This window comes from Derxia gummosa DSM 723 (genome assembly GCF_000482785.1).
Taxonomy (GTDB): Bacteria; Pseudomonadota; Gammaproteobacteria; order Burkholderiales; family Burkholderiaceae_E; genus Derxia; species Derxia gummosa.
In genome coordinates this window covers 358,245-373,608 of the sequence record NZ_AXWS01000007.1, presented here as the reverse complement: position 1 = coordinate 373,608, position 15,364 = coordinate 358,245, and the positions used below count along the sequence as shown (strand labels likewise).

The 15,364-nt window shown below is 70.2% G+C and carries 10 protein-coding genes; 2 read left to right on the top strand and 8 right to left on the bottom strand.

Going from position 1 to position 15,364, the window contains the following annotated elements:
* Positions 1–61 precede the first annotated feature (61 nt).
* The 8 genes from dut to H566_RS0102805 form a co-directional block, all read right to left on the bottom strand.
* Positions 62–511 (bottom strand): dUTP diphosphatase, encoded by a 450-nt coding sequence (gene dut, locus H566_RS0102840; RefSeq protein WP_028310236.1) that lies wholly within the window; start codon positions 509–511, stop codon positions 62–64.
* On the bottom strand, positions 508–1,707 hold the full coding sequence (coaBC, locus tag H566_RS0102835) for a bifunctional phosphopantothenoylcysteine decarboxylase/phosphopantothenate--cysteine ligase CoaBC (protein ID WP_028310235.1): 1,200 nt from the start codon (positions 1,705–1,707) through the stop codon (positions 508–510). The genes dut and coaBC overlap by 4 nt, the downstream gene beginning before the upstream one ends.
* An 83-nt stretch (positions 1,708–1,790) precedes the next feature.
* Positions 1,791–3,410, bottom strand: a complete 1,620-nt coding sequence (locus tag H566_RS0102830; protein WP_051377925.1) for an efflux transporter outer membrane subunit — start codon at positions 3,408–3,410, stop codon at positions 1,791–1,793.
* Positions 3,403–6,537, bottom strand: coding sequence for an efflux RND transporter permease subunit (locus tag H566_RS0102825; protein WP_028310233.1), 3,135 nt, complete (start codon positions 6,535–6,537; stop codon positions 3,403–3,405). Before H566_RS0102825 ends, H566_RS0102830 begins: the two co-directional genes overlap by 8 nt.
* A 17-nt stretch (positions 6,538–6,554) precedes the next feature.
* Positions 6,555–7,847, bottom strand: coding sequence for an efflux RND transporter periplasmic adaptor subunit (locus H566_RS22560; protein WP_084544693.1), 1,293 nt, complete (start codon positions 7,845–7,847; stop codon positions 6,555–6,557).
* A 212-nt stretch (positions 7,848–8,059) separates the two neighbouring features.
* Positions 8,060–8,527, bottom strand: coding sequence for a signal peptidase II (lspA, locus tag H566_RS0102815; protein WP_051378180.1), 468 nt, complete (start codon positions 8,525–8,527; stop codon positions 8,060–8,062).
* A 260-nt stretch (positions 8,528–8,787) separates the two neighbouring features.
* A complete protein-coding gene (ileS, locus tag H566_RS0102810; RefSeq protein ID WP_051378178.1) occupies positions 8,788–11,607 on the bottom strand; it encodes an isoleucine--tRNA ligase in 2,820 nt (939 codons plus the stop codon).
* Between the two features lie 205 nt (positions 11,608–11,812).
* On the bottom strand, positions 11,813–12,817 hold the full coding sequence (locus tag H566_RS0102805; RefSeq protein ID WP_028310230.1) for a bifunctional riboflavin kinase/FAD synthetase: 1,005 nt from the start codon (positions 12,815–12,817) through the stop codon (positions 11,813–11,815).
* Positions 12,818–12,931: 114 nt separating this feature from the next.
* Here H566_RS0102805 and purN point away from each other — a divergent pair, with 114 nt between their 5' ends.
* Positions 12,932–13,594, top strand: a complete 663-nt coding sequence (purN, locus tag H566_RS0102800; RefSeq protein ID WP_028310229.1) for a phosphoribosylglycinamide formyltransferase — start codon at positions 12,932–12,934, stop codon at positions 13,592–13,594.
* Between the two features lie 207 nt (positions 13,595–13,801).
* Entirely contained in the window at positions 13,802–15,361 is a 1,560-nt protein-coding gene (locus H566_RS22555) for an RsmB/NOP family class I SAM-dependent RNA methyltransferase (RefSeq protein WP_084544689.1), read from the top strand.
* The last annotated feature ends 3 nt before the right edge of the window (positions 15,362–15,364 follow it).

Here is a 15,364-nt window from a genome sequence, read left to right as displayed (position 1 = left end):
GGCGGGGCAGCGCGGTGCCGCTGGCTGAACGGGGCTGCCGCCAGGCGGGAATCAGGGCCGCTCAGTGCCGGCCGGTGCTCCCGAAGCCACCCTCGCCGCGATCGGACGAACCGAACTCGTCCACCACTTCCAGTTCGACCTGCATGACCGGCACGACGACGAGCTGGGCCAGCCGCTCCATCGGCGCGATCGTGAATTCGGTCTTGCCGCGGTTCCAGGTGCTGACCATGAGCTGGCCCTGGTAGTCGCTGTCGATGAGGCCGACGAGGTTGCCCAGCACGATGCCGTGCTTGTGGCCGAGACCCGAGCGCGGAAGGATCAGCGCCGCATAGGCCGGATCGGCCACATGGATGGCGAGGCCGGTCGGGATGAGCGTGGTGTCGCCGGGCGCGAGCACGATCGGCGCCTCGATGCAGGCGCGCAGGTCGAGGCCGGCCGAACCGACGGTCGCGTAGGCGGGGAGTTGCGAGCGCATGCGCTCGTCGAGGATCTTGACCTGGAGTTTCTTCATTGGAGTCGTTCGGCGATCGCGCGGATGAGGAGGCGCGCGAGCATGAGCTTGTCGGCGCGCGGCAGCCGGGTGATGCCCCGGTCGTCGTAGAGCGCCAGTTCGTTGTCGTCTTGTCCAAAGGTCTGCGGCCCGAGGTTGCCCGCGAGAAGCGGAACCCCCTTTCGCAGGCGTTTGGCTTCGGCGTGGGCGTCGAGGTTGTCGCTCTCGGCGGCAAAGCCCACGCAATAGGGTTTGTGGCCCGATGACTGCGCGTGCCTGGCGACGGTGGCGAGGATGTCCGGGTTCGGCTCCAGATCGAGTTTCGGCAGACCGTCCTCTTTCTTTAGCTTTCCTTTCGCCGCGGAGACGACGCGCCAGTCGGCCACGGCCGCGACGCCGATGAAGACGTCGCTCGCATCGACGCGTGCCATCACCGCGTCGAGCATCTGGGTGGCGCTGCGCACGTCGATGCGCGCGACGCCGGTGGGGCAGGCCAGCGCCGTCGGGCCGGAGACGAGCGTGACCTCGGCGCCGGCCTCGCGCGCGGCGCGGGCGATCGCGTAGCCCATCTTTCCGGACGACAGGTTGGTGATGCCGCGTACCGGGTCGATGGGTTCGTAGGTGGGGCCGGCGGTGAGCAGCACGCGCCGGCCGGCGAGCACCTGGGGCTGGAAGGCCGCGACGATGCCCTCGACGATCTGTTGGGGTTCGAGCATGCGGCCGGCGCCGATCTCGCCGCAGGCCTGCTCGCCCTCGGCGGGGCCGAGCACGATCACGCCGTCGGCGCGCAGCTGGGCGACGTTGCGCTGCACCGGCGCCTGCTGCCACATCTCGACGTTCATGGCCGGCGCGACCAGCAGCTTCACGCGCGAGGGGCGGCCGATGCACAGCGTGGCGAGCAGGTCGTCGGCAAGGCCGTGCGCCAGCTTGCCGATGAAGTCGGCCGAGCAGGGCGCGATGACGATCGCGTCGGCCGCGCGCGTGAGGTTGATGTGCGGCATCCCGTTGGGCTCGCCGCTGTCCCATTGCGACAGCGCGACCGGCCGGCCCGACAGCGCCTGCATGGTGAGTGGCGTGATGAAGCGGGTGGCGGAGCCGGTCATCGCCACCTGCACGGTCGCGCCTTGCTTGCCGAGCGCGCGGCAGAGTTCGGCCGCCTTGTAGCAGGCGATGCCGCCGGTGAGTCCGAGGATGAGGTGCTTGCCCTGGAGTTCCATGACAGGGGTCCGGTTGCGTCGCGGGGGCGCGAGTGTAGCCGGGTGGCATGCGCGGTCGGTGAGCCGCGCATGCCACCCACCGCTCAGTTGCGCGCGCCGCCCGCCGTCGCCGCCACTTCCTTGCCCTGGGCGGCGGCGCTTGCCTCGGCGGTCCAGCCGCCGCCGAGCGCCTTCATCAGATCGACCGAGTAGGCCAGCCGCGAGGCGCGCGACTGCACGAGCGCGTTGGCGGCCGTGTTGTAGCTGCGCTGGGCGTCGAGCACTTCGAGGAAGCCGGAGTAGCCCGCGTCATAGCGCCGCCGCGCGATGTCGAGCGCGCGGCGCGCCGAGTCGGCCTGGCGCTGTATCTCGGCCTCGCTCTGCGCGCTGGACTGCACGTTGCCGAGCGCGTCCGACACCTCGCGGAAGGCGGTCTCGACCGTGCCGCGATAGCTCGCCGCTTGGGCACGGGCGTTGGCCTCGGCCTGATCGACGAGCGCTGTGTAGCGCCCGGCCGCGAACAGCGGGAAGTTCACGCCCAGCCCGGCCGACCAGATACGCGCCGGCGCGTCGAGCAGCTCGCTGAAGATCAGGCTCTGGCCGCCGAACTGGCCCGTGAGGCTGAACGTCGGGAACAGGCTCGCCTTGGCGACGCCGATCTGCGAGGTGGACGACATGAGCGATTGCTCGGCCGAGCGCACGTCGGGCCGGCGCTCCAGCAGCGTCGAGGGCAGACCGGGCGGCGGCAGTTGCGGCAGCGGCAGGCTGTCGAGAGTGCCCGGCTCGATCTTCAGCCCCGGCTGGCCGCTGAGCTGGCCGAGCTGATGTTCGATGACGGCGCGCTGGCGGGCCAGCTCGACCAGGCTCGCGGCGAACTGCGCGCGCTGGCTTTCGGCTTGGGCAAGGTCGAGATCGCTCGTGTAGCCGGCCTGCACCCGGGCGCGGACGATGCGCAGGCTGTCGTCGGCGGTCTTGAGCGAGTCCTGCGTGACGCGGGTCTGGGCGTCGATCGAGCGCAGCGTGAAATAGGCCGTCGCGGTGCTGCTCGCGAGGCCGAGCGCCGTCACGTCGCGCGCGAAGCGGCTGCCGAGCAGCTGGGCGCGCGCGGCGTCGGAGGCGCTGCGCAGCCGGCCCCAGAAGTCCAGCTCGAAGCTGGTCGAGAGCTGGGCCTGGAACTGCTCGTACACCGGCGAGCGGCCGCTGAACTGCTGGCGCTGGAGGCCGCGCTGGCTGCTGCGCGCGCGGGTGGCCGTGCCGCCGAGGCCGATTTCCGGGAAGAAGGCGGCATTGGCCTGACGCACAAGCGCGTCGGAGGCCTCGATCTGGGCGATCGCCTGGGCGAGGCTGGCATTGCTCGCGAGCGCCGAATCGACGAGGGCGGTGAGGCGATCGTCGTTGAACAGCGTCCACCAGCGCGCGGGCAGGTCGGTGGCGAGCGGAGCGTCGGCGCTGCCGGGCGCGGCTTGCGCGGCGCCGGTCTGCGAGCTGTCGGCGGCCGGGCTGCCGGCCTGCGGATTGCCGCCGCTCACGTCGTAGCCAGCTGGCAGGTTGACGGCGGGCCGCTTGTAGTCGGGGCCGACCATGCAGCCCGCGAGCGTGAGTGCGATGGCGAGCGCACCGAGACGCGGCGCGAGGCCGGCTCCGTCCAGCGATGCGGCAAGAAGCCGCGAGCGCCGGCCGGAAGCGACCGCCGCGCGGCCGGGCAGGGAGGTGATGTCACGCATGGCTGTCTCCCGCATGGCCGCAATCCGGCTGGTCGAGATGCTTGGGTCGCTTCTTGCCGGCCAGCAGCACGAAGAACAGCGGAATGAAGATCGGCGCGACGAAGGTGGCGACGATCATGCCGCCGAACACGCCGGTGCCCATCGACTGGCGCGCCGCCGCGCCGGCGCCGGTGGCGATCACCAGCGGCAGCACGCCGAGCACGAAGGCCAGCGATGTCATGACGATCGGCCGGAAGCGCAGCCGCGCCGCATGCAGCGCCGCATCCACGCGGTCGCGCCCCTCGTTGATGCCCTGGAGCGCGAACTCGACGATCAGGATCGCGTTCTTGGCCGCGAGGCCGATCAGCACGATCAGCCCGATCTGGAAGTAGATGTCGTTCTGCATCGCGCGGATCGTCACGAAGCCGAGCGCGCCCGCGAGCGCGAACGGCACCGCCAGCAGCACCGCCGCCGGCAGCCCCCAGCGCTCGTACAGCGCCGAGAGGATGAGATAGACCATCACGATGGCCAGCCCGAAGGCGTAGAGCGACGAGTTGCCGGTGCGCAGCTGCTGGTAGGCGGCGCCGGTCCACTGGATCTGGTAGTCGGCCGGCAGCGCGCGCGCCGCCACTTCCCGCACCGCCGCGATGCTCTGGGCCGAGCTCACGCCGGGCTTGCCGTCGCCGAGGATCTTCGCGGCGAGGAAGCCGTTGAAGCGCTCGAGCTGCTCGGCGCCGACCACGTTCTGCGTCGTGATGAGCGCCTTCACCGGGATCATTTCGCCGCTGCTCGCGCTGCGCACGTACACCTCGCCGAGGTCTTCGGGGTCGGCGCGGTAGGGCGCGTCGGCCTGGATCTGCACGCGGTAGGTGCGGCCGTTGCGGTTGAAGTCGTTCACGTACAGCGCGCCCATCGTCGCCTGCAGGGCCGAGTACACGTCGGCCACCGGCACGCCGAGGCTGATCGCCTTGGCGCGATCGACCTCGACGCGGATCTGCGGCGTGCTCGGCCGGAAGAAGGTCTTGATGTTGGCGAGGCGCGGGTCCTTCGACAGCTCGCCGATGAAGGCGTTGACCGTCGCCGACAGCTCGGCCGGGCTCGCGCCGCTGCGGCTCTGCACGTACACCTCGAAGCCGCCCGCGGTACCGATGCCTCGGATGGCCGGCGGATTGAAGGTAAAGCCGATGCCGTCGGGCAGCATGAAGCCGGCCGGCGTCACGTCGCCGACGAGCTTGTTGGCGTCGGACTTGCGCTCCTCCCAGGGCTTGAGCGTGCTGAACATCGTCGCCGCGTTGTTCTTGTTGCCGCCCGTCAGCAGGTCGAAGCCGGCGATGAAGATGCGGTGTCCGACCGCCTCATGGTCGGCGAAGGCCTTCTGGTAGCGCTCGCCGGCCGCGATCGTGCGCGGCAGCGTCGCCGCGTCGGGCAATTGCACACTCGAAATGACGTAGCCCTGGTCTTCCGGCGGCACGAAGCCGCCCGGCGTGCGCGCGAACAGCAAGCCCACCACCGCCAGCACGCCCGCGAAGAACAGCAGCGACAGCCAGCGATGGCGCAGCGCCAGCCCGACCATGCCCACGTAGCCGTTGGTGAGCTTCTCGAAGCCCCGGTTGAACGGCCGGAACAGAGCCGACTCGTGATGCGCGCCCGGCTTGAGCAGCAGCGCGCACAGCGCCGGCGTGAGCGTGAGCGCCACCAGCCCCGAGATGACGACCGAGATCGTGACGGTCATCGCGAACTGCCGGTACAGCGCGCCCGCGATGCCGCCGAGGAAGGCGACCGGAATGAACACCGAGCACAGCACCAGCACGATGCCGATGACCGCGCCCTGCACCTCGCGCATCGCCTCGATGGACGCTTGCAGCGGCGACATCCTCTGCTCGCGCATCAGGCGCTCGACGTTCTCCAGCACGACGATCGCGTCGTCCACCACGATGCCGATCGCCAGCACCATCGCGAACAGCGTCAGCGTGTTGATCGTGAAGCCGAAGGCGAACAGCCCGGCGAAGGCGCCCACGAGCGACACCGGCACCGCGATCGCGGGGATGAGCGTCGCGCGCCAGCTCTGCAGGAACACGAACACCACCGCCACCACCAGCACCGCCGCTTCGAGCACCGTGTGCGCGACTTCGCCGATCGAGGCGTTGATGAAGGACGTGGTGTCGAACGGCACCATCCAGCGCACGCCGGCCGGAAAGCGCGGCTCGAACTCGGCCATCTTTGCCTTCACCGCCTTCGACACCTGGAGCGCGTTGGCGCCGGCCTGCAGGAACACACCGAGCGCGATCGACGGCTGGCCGTCGGTGAAGGACTGGCTGTCGAAGTTCTGCGCGCCCAGTTCGACGCGCGCGATGTCCTTCAGGCGCAGCACGCCGGTCGGGCCGTTCGCGCGCACCACGATCTCGCCGAACTCCTCGGCCTCGACCAGCCGGCCACGCGTCGTGACCGTGTAGACGAGCTGCTGACCTTCGGGTGCCGGCTCGGCGCCGATCTTGCCGGCCGCGTACTGGGTGTTCTGCGCCGCGAGCGCGTTCTGCACGTCGGTCGGCGTGATGCCGAGGCGCGCCATCTTCGGCACGTCGAGCCAGATGCGCATCGAGTAGTCGCGCGCGCCGAAGATCGTCACGTCGCCCACGCCGGGAATGCGCTTGACCTCATCCGACAGGTTCACGAGCGCCCAGTTGCTGAGCGTGAGCGTGTCGGTCTGCTTTCCATCGGCCAGCATCGACACGACCATCAGGATGTCGTTCGAGCGCTTGAGCACGGTCACGCCGGTGCGCTGCACTTCCTGCGGCAGGCGCGGCGTGGCGATGCGCACGCGGTTGTTCACGTCGATCGCCGCCTTGTCGCCGTCGGAGCCGACATCGAAGGTGACGGTGATGGTGAGCGTGCCGCTCGATGACGCCGCCGAGTTGTAGTAGGCGAGATGCTCGATGCCCGAGAGCTGTTCCTCGATAGGCGCGGCGACCGTGGTGGTGAGCGTCTCGGCGCTGGCGCCGGGATAGGTGGCGGTGATGGTGACGGTGGGCGGCGCGATCTCGGGGTATTGCGCGATCGGCAGCACGAAGGCGGCAACCAGCCCGGCCAGCGTGATGACGATGGAGATCACGGCCGCGAAGATCGGCCGGAGGATGAAGAAGCGGGACATGGCGGCTTATCCCCGGCTCATTGAGCGTTGGCCGGGCGGTTGGCGGGCTGGCCGCCGGCGGCTGTGCCGCCGGTGTTGGCCGGGGTGCTGCCACCGGCGCTGGCCGGCGCGTTGCCGCCCTGGGCGTTGCCACCGGCCGGCGCCGCGCCAGCCGGCGCGCCGTCCGCTCCCGGCGGCGGCCCCGACATCGGCTGCACCGGCGCGTCCGGCCTCAGCTTGATGAGGTTGTTGACGATCACCTTGTCGCCGTCAGCCAGGCCCTTGCGGATTGCCCAGTCCTTGCCGATCCATTGCGCCACTTCCACCGGTCGCGGCGTGGCCTTGCCGCCTTCGCCCACGATCCACACGAAGCGGCCCTTGTCGTTCTGCATCACGGCCGTCTGCGGCACGAGGAAGGCGTCCTGGCTGCCGGCCTGCACGCGCGCGGTCACGAACTGGCCGGGCAGCACCTTGAGGTCGGGATTGGCGAAGGACGCGCGCAGCTGCACCGTGCCGAGCTGGGCATCGACCGTCGAGGCGGTGAAGTTGAGCGTGCCGCCGGTGGCGACTTCGCGGCCGTCGGCGCCGATGAGCAGCACCTTGGCGCCGCGCTCGTTGCTGCGGATGCGCGCCAGTTCGCCTTCGGCCAGCGAGAAGCGCACCCACACCGGATCGGTCTGCACGACGGTCGTCAGCAGCGAGCTGTCGGCGCCCGGCGTCACGAGGCTGCCCTCGGATTGCAGCGCGCGGCCGGTCACGCCCGAGATGGGCGCGGTCACGGTCGTGTACGACAGGTTGAGCCGCGCCGAGCGCACGGCGGCCTCGGCGCCGAGCACGGAAGCGGCGCTGGTCTTGCGCGTGGCTTCGGCGGCGTCGTAGTCGCGGCGGCTGATCGCGTTGTCGGCGACCAGACCCTTGAGCCGGTCGGCCTCGCGCGCGGCCTGCTCGGCGGTGGCGCGCGCCTGCGCCAGATTGGCTTCGGCCTGGGCGAGCGCGATTTCATACGGCTCGCGCTCGATCGAGAACAGTGTCGCGCCGGCCTTCACGCGGTCGCCTTCGTTGAAGCGCCAGCGTTCGAGGATGCCGGCCACGCGCGCGCGCACCTGCACTTCCTTCGAGCCTTCGGCGCGGCCGACGGCGTTCAACTCGATCGGCACCTGCTGGGCGTGGACTTCGACCACCGCGACCGGCATGGCCTGCGGCGCGCCGCCAGGGCCGCCCGCGCCTTGCTGCTGGGCCTCGCCGCGCGAGCAGGCGGCAATGGCGAGCGGGATGAGCGCGAGGGCGACGGCGCGCGCGGCACGGGACCAGCCGCCGCCGGCCGCCAGCATGTCGGCGCGGTGCCTTGCCGGCGTCGCTCGCCCGTGTCGCTGCCGGGCTAGGTTGCCCGGCCCGCGCTCACTGCCGAATGTCGATGAAGTGGGAGAACAGTCGGACGAAAGCGAAGGCTCGGGTCGGGTCATGGCGTAAGGCGGAGTCGGACGCCGCCCGGGCGCGCGGCGGCATCGTTTGTGGGAATTGGATCGGGCCTGCGCCGCGACGGCTATTTCGTCCGTCGCACGCGCAGCAGTTCGTCGAGCATCAGCGTGCCTGCGCCGCAGACGATGGCACTGTCGGCCAGGTTGAAGGCCGGCCAGTACCAGTCACGCCAGTACACGAGGATGAAGTCGACCACATGCCCGTAGGCAAGGCGATCGATGACGTTGCCGATGGCGCCGCCGAGGATCATGGCCAGCGCAAATGAAAAGAGACGTTGCTGGTTGTGACGGGAAAGCAGCCAGACGATGAACAGCGCCGCCCCCGTGCCGAGGGCGATGAAGAAGTATTTCTGCCAGCCGCCCGCCGCCGCGAGGAAGGAGAAGGCCGCGCCCTTGTTGTAGAGCAGCGTCAGATCGAAGAAGCCGTCGGCGATCGGCATGCGCTGGCCGAACTCGAACACGCGGCTGATGGCGATCTTGCTGGCCTGGTCGAGCAGGATCACGACCATCGCGAGGCCGAGCCACGGCAGCATGCCGACGGCCGAAGCCTTGCCGCCGGCGGAGAGAGTCTTGGTCTTGGGTAAGGCTTTGGCCACGCGAGGGACTTTCGTTTGTGGGAAGGGTTCTCGAAGCCGGCCGGTGACGGCGGGACCGCGAGGTTTGCCGCCGGCCGGGACGCCGGGCCTGCGAGCGTCGCCGCCGCGTGCGGCAGTCGCATGACGCCGGCCGGGCGCCGATGCCGCCGTGTTCGCCGTCGCCGGTGAAGGCGACGGCCGGCGTCAGGCGCGCCGCATCACGCCACCGCGCGCGCCTCGGCCACGCCGGCGAGGCCGAGATTGCCGGCGCAGCGGCCGCACAGGCCCGGATGCTCGGCCACGCTGCCGACGTCCTCGCGGTAGTGCCAGCAGCGCTCGCACTTCGCCTTGCCGCTCGGCGCGACCGTCACGCCGAATTCCGCGCCCTCGGCCAGCGACGCGCGGCTCGTGATCATCACGAAGCGCAGCTCGTCGCCGAGCGAGGCGAGGGCCGCATGGTCTTCGCCTCCGGCCGTCAGATCGATTTCAGCCTGGAGCGACGAGCCGACCTTGCCTTCGGAACGCGCGGCCTCGATCGCCTTGAGCACCTCGGCGCGCAGGGCGCGGATGCGCTCCCACTTGGCTACGAGCGCCTCGTCGCCGCCGACGGCCGGGATCGCATGCCAGCCGGTCGTGAAGATCGTGCCCTTCGCGGCCTCCAGCTCGGCGGGCTTGGCGAAGAGCTTGAACGCCTCCTCGGCGGTGAAGCTGAGGAAGGGCGACATCAGGCGCAGCAGGCTGGCGGTGATATGCCAGATCGCGGTCTGGGCCGAGCGGCGCGCGTGCGAGCCGGGTGCCGTCGTGTAGAGCCGGTCCTTGAGGATGTCGAGATAGAAGGCGCCGAGGTCTTCCGAGCAGAAGGTCTGGAGCTTGGCGACGACCGGGTGGAACTCGAAGCGGTCGAAGCTCGCGAGCACCTCGGCCTGGAAGCGCGCGGTGAAGGCGAGGGCGTAGCGGTCGATCTCCAGCATCTGCTCGACCGGCACGGCCTGGGTGTCGATGTCGAAGTCGCTGGTGTTGGCGAGCAGGAAGCGCAGCGTGTTGCGCACCCGGCGATAGGCCTCGACGACGCGCTTGAGGATTTCGTCGCCGATGCTCAGTTCGCCCGAATAGTCGGTCGCCGCGACCCAGAGCCGGATGATCTCGGCGCCGAGCTTCTCGGTCACTTCCTGCGGCTTGACTGTGTTGCCGAGGCTCTTGCTCATCTTGCGGCCTTGGCCGTCCACGGTGAAACCGTGCGTGAGCAGCGCCTTGTAGGGCGCGCGGCCGTCGACGGCGGCGCCGGTCAGCAGCGAACTGTGGAACCAGCCGCGATGCTGGTCGCTGCCTTCCAGATACAGGTCGGCCGGATAGGCGAGGTCGTCCGCGTGCGAGCCGCGCATCACAGTGCGATGGGTGCTGCCGCTGTCGAACCAGACGTCGAGGATGTCGGTGACCTTGTCGTACTGGGCGGCCTCGTCGGCGGGCAGCACGTCGGCGGCGGTGGTGCGGCTCCAGGCCTCGATGCCGCCGGCCTCGACCTTCTGCGCGGCGATCTCGAGGATTTCGAGCGTGCGCGGATGCAGCTCGCCGGTTTCCTTGTGCAGGAAGAAGGGCAGCGGCACGCCCCAGTTGCGCTGGCGGCTGATGCACCAGTCGGGCCGGTTGGCGATCATCGCGTGCAGCCGCGCCTTGCCCCATTGCGGGAAGAAGTCGGTCGCCTCGATGGCCTTGAGCGCTGATTGCCGCAGCGTCTCGCCGACGGTTTCGGTCTGCATCACGCCCTTGGTGTCGGCGGTCGGGCCGTCCATGCGCACGAACCATTGCGAGGTCGCGCGGTAGATGAGCGGCGTCTTGTGGCGCCAGCAATGCATGTAGCTGTGCTCGTTCTTGCCGGCGTGCAGCAGGTTGCCGGCCTCGCGCAGCGCGTCGATCACCTTCGGGTTCGCGTCCCAGATCTTCAAGCCGCCAAACAGCGGCAGGCTGGCGGCGTAATGGCCGTCGCCCTGAACCGGGCCGAGGATTTCGTCGTTGGTCAGGCCGTGGGCCTTGCAGGAGTTGAAGTCGTCCACGCCATAGGCGGGCGCGCTGTGGACGATGCCGGTGCCGGCGCCGGACTCGACGTAGGTCGCGAGATAGACCGGGCTCGCGCGGTCGTAGAAGGCGTCGGCCGCGGCGAGCGGATGGCGGAACTTCAGGCCGCCGAGCTTCTCGCCGACGGTCTCGGCGACGACCTGGCCGTCGAGCCCAAAGCGCTTGAGCGCGCTCTCGACGAGGTCCTTCGCGAGCACGAACCAGCGGTCGGCCGTCGCGACGAGCGCGTAGGCCAGCTCCGGGTGCATGTTGAGCGCCTGGTTCGCGGGCAGCGTCCAGGGCGTCGTCGTCCAGATCACGGTGGCGACCGGCTTGGCGAGCGCGCTCACGGGCAGGCCGAAGGCGGCGGCGAGCTTCTCCTCCTCGCCGGCCGACAGCGGGAAGGCCACATCGACGACGGGCGAAACCTTGTCCTGATACTCGACCTCGGCCTCGGCCAGCGCCGAGCCGCAGTCGAAGCACCAGTTCACCGGCTTGAGGCCGCGATACACGAAGCCGCGCTCGACCATGCGGCCGAGCGTGCGGATTTCATCGGCCTCGGTCCTGAACTCCATTGTCCGGTAGGGGTGGCCCCAGTCGCCCAGCACGCCGAGGCGCTTGAAGTCCTTCATCTGCTTCGCGACCTGCTCGGTCGCGTAGGCGCGGGCCTTGGCCTGCACTTCCTCGCGCGGCAGATGCTTGCCGAACTGCTTCTCGATCTGGATCTCGATCGGCATGCCGTGGCAGTCCCAGCCCGGCACGTAGACGCCGTCGAAGCCCGCGAGCGTCTTCGACTTGACGATCATGTCCTTGAGGATCTTGTTGACCGCGTGGCCGATGTGGATCTCGCCGTTCGCGTAGGGCGGGCCGTCATGCAGGATGAACTTGGGCTTGCCGGCGCGCGAGGCGCGGATCGCCTCGTAGAGATTCTTCTCCTGCCATTCGTCGACCCAGGCCGGCTCGCGCTTCGCGAGGTCGCCGCGCATGGGGAAGGGCGTGTCGGGCAGGTTGAGCGGGTACTTCGACTTGTTCGCGTCGGCGTTCTTGTCTTTGCTGCCCTTGGCTTGCTTGGCGGGCTTGTTGTCGGCGTCGGCCATCGTGCGTTCCTCGGCCCCCTCGGGCTCTTCGAGTCAGGCGCGTGCCACTTTCATCCGACGGATGCGCGCGGGCACGCGAAAGGCGCGTGCTGCGTCAAATGCTGCTGTCGGTGCCGCTGCCGCCGTTGTCGGTGGCGACGGCCGGCGCCTTCGCGCGGGCGGCGAAGAACTCGCGTGCCTGCCGCGCGTCGTTGTCGATCGCGGCGGTGAGCGCGGGCAGGGAGTCGTATTTCTTCTCGTCGCGCAGCTTCTTGAGGAATTCGACGCGGACGAGCTTGCCGTAGGCATCGCCGCTCCAGTCGAACACATGCGCTTCGAGCAGGACGCGGCCGTTGTCTTCCACCGTCGGGCGCACGCCGAGCGAGGCCACGCCTTCGAGCGGCCCGGCTTCCAGCCCGTGGATGCGCACCACGAAGATGCCCGTCGTGCACGGCCGGCGATGGCTGATGCGCACGTTGAGCGTCGGGAAGCCGATCGTGCGACCGAGCTTGCGGCCGTGGATGACCTTGCCGCTGATGGTGTAGGGATGGCCGAGCAGGTCGGTGCAGCGGTCGAACTCGCCGCCGCTGATGGCGGCGCGCACGGCGCTGGAACTGACGCGACCGCCCTCGGCGTCGGCCACGGTCGGCATGTTCTCGACCGTGAAGCCGTGGCGCTGGCCCGCCGCGAGCAGGGTGCTGAAATCGCCCTTGCGGCCCGAGCCGTAGCAGAAGTCGTCGCCGACGATCACATGCTTGACGTGGCAGGCGCCGACCAGCACTTCCTCGACGAACTCGGCGGCGGTAAGCGCCGCGAAATGGCTGCCGAAGTGCTCGACGATCACGCGATCGACGCCGCACTGGCGCAGGCCCTCGAGCTTGTCGCGCAGGTTGGCGATGCGGGCCGGGGCGCGGGTCAGGTCGCCGGCGAGCTGCGCGAAGTACTCGCGCGGGTGCGGCTCGAAGGTCATGACGGCCGCCGGCAGGCCTTTGGCATGCGCCGCCGCGACAACCCGCGCGAGCAGCGCCCGGTGGCCGCGATGCACGCCATCGAAGTTGCCGATGGTCAGCACGCAGGGCGATCGGGATTCGGGCGTCGGCAGCCCGCGGAAGACTCGCATGTTCGTTGTCGTCGGCGCGCGCGGGGCGCGGTCCGCAGCCTGATTGAGAAAACTTCGCATTATATGGGCGCAGGTAGAATCGCCGGCTTTGCGCCGCCGTCCGGCTGAACTTTCATGCTCCAGAAGAACATCGTCATCCTCATCTCGGGACGGGGCTCGAACATGGAAGCCATCGTGCGCGCGGCCGAGTCGGAAGACTGGGCCGGACGCTTCGGTGCCCGCGTCGCGGCCGTGATGTCCAACCGTCCGCAAGCTGCCGGCCTCGGCATCGCCGCCGCGCATGGCATTGCGACCGTCGGGCTCGACCATCGTTCCTTCGCCGACCGCGCGGCCTTCGATGCCGAACTGGCCCGGCAGATCGACGCGCACGAACCGGCGCTCGTGGTGCTTGCAGGATTCATGCGCGTGCTCACGCCGGAATTCGTCGCGCGCTACGAGGGCCGGATGATCAACATCCATCCGTCGCTGCTGCCGAGCTTCACCGGCCTGCACACGCATGAGCGTGCGATCGAGGCCGGCGTGAAGCTGCACGGCGCGACCGTGCATTTCGTGACCGCCGAACTCGACCACGGCCCGATCATCGCCCAGGCCGGCATTCCCGTGCTGCCCGGCGATACGCCCGACGACCTCGCCGATCGCGTGCTGGTGCAGGAGCACCGCATGTATCCGGCTGCGGTGCGGCGCATCGTCAGCGGCGCGGTGGTGCTGGAAAATGGCCGCGTCGTCGCGCGCGACGGCGAGCCGGTGGTCTTCCTCGGCGATTTCGCCGGGCGCTGATCGACGCATCGCGGCTGGCCGGCGCGCGGCAGACTCGCGCCCGACCCCTGCCGCAAGCGGCCTCGCCCCGCCGAGGCGATCGGCCCGATGACTCGGACGGCCGCTCGGCAGACTGCAACGGCCAGCTCACAGACTGAACAAACCCGGCGCCTCGCGCGCCCAAGCAAGCTTTCCCGGCGCGCCCGTCCGCGCCCGAGGTGTTACCGAATGGCTCCGACTCCGCTGCGTCCTTCCTCGCCAAAGCCGCGCCCCAAGAACGACAAGCCCGGCAACCGTCGCCACGACGGCGCGCCCTCGCGCAATCCCGGCCAGAACCGCCGCGCCGAGCAGCGCAACGACGTCCCCCGCCCGGCGCGCGAACGCGATCCCGACGACAAGTCGCCCTTCCTCAGCCCCGGCCTCGCGATCGACGCCGAGCGCCTGCTGGAAGAAGTGCTTCGCTTCGATGGCGCCGCCGACGTGACCGTGTCGCGCCATTTCCGCGACCGGCCGGCCTACGGGCACCGCGTGCGCGGCCTGATCGCCGAGGCGATCTACACCGCGCTGCGCCGCCGCGCCGAGTTCTCGCATTACGCCGCCTCGGGCGTCGGCCGCTTCGAGCGCCGGCTGCTGCTGCTGGCGTTGCGCGAGAACGGCGTCTCGCTCGACGGCCTGGCGACCGAAGGCGAACTCGCCTGGTTCAAGCACCTCGCCACCATCCCGCGCGACACGCTGCCCGCGCCGGTGCGCGCCAACCTGCCCGACTGGCTCTACGAACGCCTCGCCGCCCGCTTCGGCGAGGCCGGCGCGCTCGAACTCGCCGCCGCGCTCGACACCGCCGCGCCGCTCGACCTGCGCGTCAACCGCCTCGAATCCGACCGCGACACGGTCATGGCCCAGCTCGCCAAGGCCGGCCCGCAGTACGCGCCCAGGCCCACGCCGTTCGCGCCGGACGGCATCCGCCTTGCCGGCAAGCCCGATCTCGCGCGGCTGCCGCTGTTCGAGTACGGCGTGATCGAAGTGCAGGACGAGGGCTCGCAGCTGCTCGCGCAACTGCTCGCGCCGCGCCGTGGCGAGATGGTGGTGGACTTCTGCGCCGGCGCCGGCGGCAAGACGCTCGCGCTCGGCGCGCTGATGCGCGGCACCGGCCGGCTCTACGCCTTCGACGTGAGCGACAAGCGGCTGGCCAAGGCCAAGCAGCGCATCGCCAAGAGCAAGCTCCAGAACGTCCAGCTCGTGACGCTCGCCAACGAGAACGACCTGCGCGTCAAGCGGCTGGCCGGCAAGATCGACCGCGTGCTGGTCGATGCGCCGTGCTCGGGCCTCGGCACGCTGCGCCGCAATCCCGACCTCAAGTGGCGCCAGTCGCCGGAGTCGGTGGCCGAGATGAACGAGAAGCAGCGCAGCATCCTCGCCTCGGCGGCGCGGCTGGTGAAGCCGGGCGGCCGCCTCGTGTACGCGACGTGCAGCCTGCTGACCGAGGAGAACGAGGCCATCGCCGATGCCTTCCTCGCCGCGCATCCCGAGTTCGAGCGGCTCGACGCCTACGAACTGCTGCGCGCCCAGCGCATCGAGCTGCCGGCCGGCGCCTCGCCCTATCTGCAATTGCTGCCGCAGGTGCATGGCACCGACGGCTTCTTCGCCGCCGCCTTCGAGCGCAAGGCCGACGCCGCGCCGAAGAAGCCCGCCGCCCGCGCCGACGTCGACGACACGGCCATCGCGCCCGATGCCGCCGATCCGGCCTCGACACCCGCCGCGCCGGCCGACGACACGCCCGCCGCCGACTGACCC

Coding starts and splice junctions, on each gene's coding strand:
- dut (WP_028310236.1), bottom strand. CDS start 511: ATGAAGAAACTCCAGGTCAAGATCCTCGACGAGCGCATGCGCTCGCAA.
- coaBC (WP_028310235.1), bottom strand. CDS start 1,707: ATGGAACTCCAGGGCAAGCACCTCATCCTCGGACTCACCGGCGGCATC.
- H566_RS0102830 (WP_051377925.1), bottom strand. CDS start 3,410: ATGCGTGACATCACCTCCCTGCCCGGCCGCGCGGCGGTCGCTTCCGGC.
- H566_RS0102825 (WP_028310233.1), bottom strand. CDS start 6,537: ATGTCCCGCTTCTTCATCCTCCGGCCGATCTTCGCGGCCGTGATCTCC.
- H566_RS22560 (WP_084544693.1), bottom strand. CDS start 7,847: ATGCTGGCGGCCGGCGGCGGCTGGTCCCGTGCCGCGCGCGCCGTCGCC.
- lspA (WP_051378180.1), bottom strand. CDS start 8,527: ATGCTGCCGTGGCTCGGCCTCGCGATGGTCGTGATCCTGCTCGACCAG.
- ileS (WP_051378178.1), bottom strand. CDS start 11,607: ATGCGCGGCGACCTCGCGAAGCGCGAGCCGGCCTGGGTCGACGAATGG.
- H566_RS0102805 (WP_028310230.1), bottom strand. CDS start 12,817: ATGCGAGTCTTCCGCGGGCTGCCGACGCCCGAATCCCGATCGCCCTGC.
- purN (WP_028310229.1), top strand. CDS start 12,932: ATGCTCCAGAAGAACATCGTCATCCTCATCTCGGGACGGGGCTCGAAC.
- H566_RS22555 (WP_084544689.1), top strand. CDS start 13,802: ATGGCTCCGACTCCGCTGCGTCCTTCCTCGCCAAAGCCGCGCCCCAAG.